This is a genomic window from Ferroplasma sp. Type II (assembly GCF_000496155.1).
The window spans coordinates 1-1,792 of the sequence record NZ_KI542741.1 but is presented as its reverse complement, the minus strand read 5'-3'; the positions used below and the strand labels follow the sequence as shown (position 1 = coordinate 1,792).

Here is a 1,792-nt window from a genome sequence, read left to right as displayed (position 1 = left end):
CTGCGTTTTTCTTTGTCCGAATCCTGTTCAACTCCTACTGGGGAATAGCCATCCGCGATCCCTATTATAGCATTTGTATTTTCTGTTTTTGCTAATATTACCTTAAGCGGATTTGCAGTGGCAGCAAATATTGTTCCCACTTCCTGGCTCATTTTAAGTTGTGGTAATATGCTTATGGGAAAGGCATTTTTCAGGAGTATAATAAAAGTATGGCCGGCTGAAATTGCTTTGATGTTGTTTATGCCATAATCTATTAATTCTTTGCTATTTCCCTCATAGCGTATTAATTTATCGCCTGAAGCCTCGGAAAATACTATAGCATATTCACATGCCGGAATTATTGTTTTTATTATCTCATTTATATCTTCAACCGTCTTGATGAAATGGGAATAACCCAGTATAACATTCACGCCATCGGGTTTTTCAATTTCTACGGTAATAATTTCCATAATAACTTAATTGAATAAACAGATATTAATTTATTCCATGTTACTGCCTTAAAAAGTTGAAAAGCATGATTATACCGGCAACTCCTAGGATACTTATAAACATAAAAGGTATTGCAACATCAGGTCCAAGAAAATGGGAAAAATAGTAATATATATAAACGGTGATTCCGCTCTGGAGAATGAAAATTGAACTGAATCCAATAATTTGTGAATATACTCTGGCATGCGAATGCCTGTAACAACCCGCCACGGGTCGCAAACTAGAAGCCACCACAGTATTCTATGGTATTCGTCCGGAAAATCCATAAATTTGTTATTGCCATTACAATTTAAATATTACCATAAAAAATATACAAATTATAAAAAAAATAATTTAAATCTTGGATTTCATATTGAATTCCCCTGCATCCCTTAAAATTTCTGGTTTTTTCATTCTGTAATACAGGGTCACCACAATTCCGCCTCCCAGTATCCACAATATTGTAATTATAAAGGATGCAAAATATGCGTCATTTACCGCACTTGGAGCAGTAAAATACTTAGTGAAGATATTGCTCATGGTAAAGTATACGACTATAAGTCCCACGATGGTAGCTATGGATGGCAATATACCATGCTTCAGGAGATTGAATTTGTCTACCCTTTTTGTGTATATTGTCAGAGATGTGTTTGCTATCATATGAACTATGATTATGGATATTCCAGTACCTGCTTCAAGAACAAATGCGGCACTCAGTGGACCGAAAATAAGCCCCATGACAACATCTAAGACAAATGAAAGCAGTGCCCATATTACAACTGCATTGGCAGGAGAATGATGCTTCTCGTTTATCTTTCCAATGGTTTCCGGGAACACCACATGGTCCCTGGCTGCAGAGTACCACCATCTGCTAACTGCAGTGGCCTTTGAAACACCGTTGGAGAGATAGCTGTTTATCGTGAAGACGATCAGTAGCACCAGGCCGACAGGACCAAGATATCTGGAGAATACTGTAAGTCCTGCATCACTATGTGTTGCAAAACTTCCTATACTGCTAACACCCCATCCAACTGTAAGTGCATAGGCTGCGGGAATCAATGCCACTGCTGTGAGGATCATAGCAATTACTATTGATTTTCCTATGTTCTTTTTGGGCTTGCTTATTTCCTCCGATATGGTTGTGACAACTCCTGAACCGGTGAAATCCAGTATTGAGAATACCGATGCAAACATAATGGATGAAAAACCAATACTGTATGGCCCGCTTACCTCAAATGGTACAACAGAATTGTGTGCTCCTACCCTTATTATTATAATTATAGAGCCAATTAGAAGGAACATAATTTCAAGAAGTCCTGCAATT

Annotated in this window: 2 protein-coding genes; both read right to left on the bottom strand. The window is 37.8% G+C overall.

Features of this window, described 5'->3' with window-relative positions; genetic code table 11:
* Positions 1-449: adenosine-specific kinase (locus tag AMDU4_RS08855; protein ID WP_290704796.1), on the bottom strand; the 449-nt coding region annotated here is incomplete at its 3' end.
* 373 nt (positions 450-822) lie between these two features.
* On the bottom strand, positions 823-1,792 hold a 970-nt coding region (locus AMDU4_RS08850), incomplete at its 5' end, for an amino acid permease (RefSeq protein ID WP_021787643.1).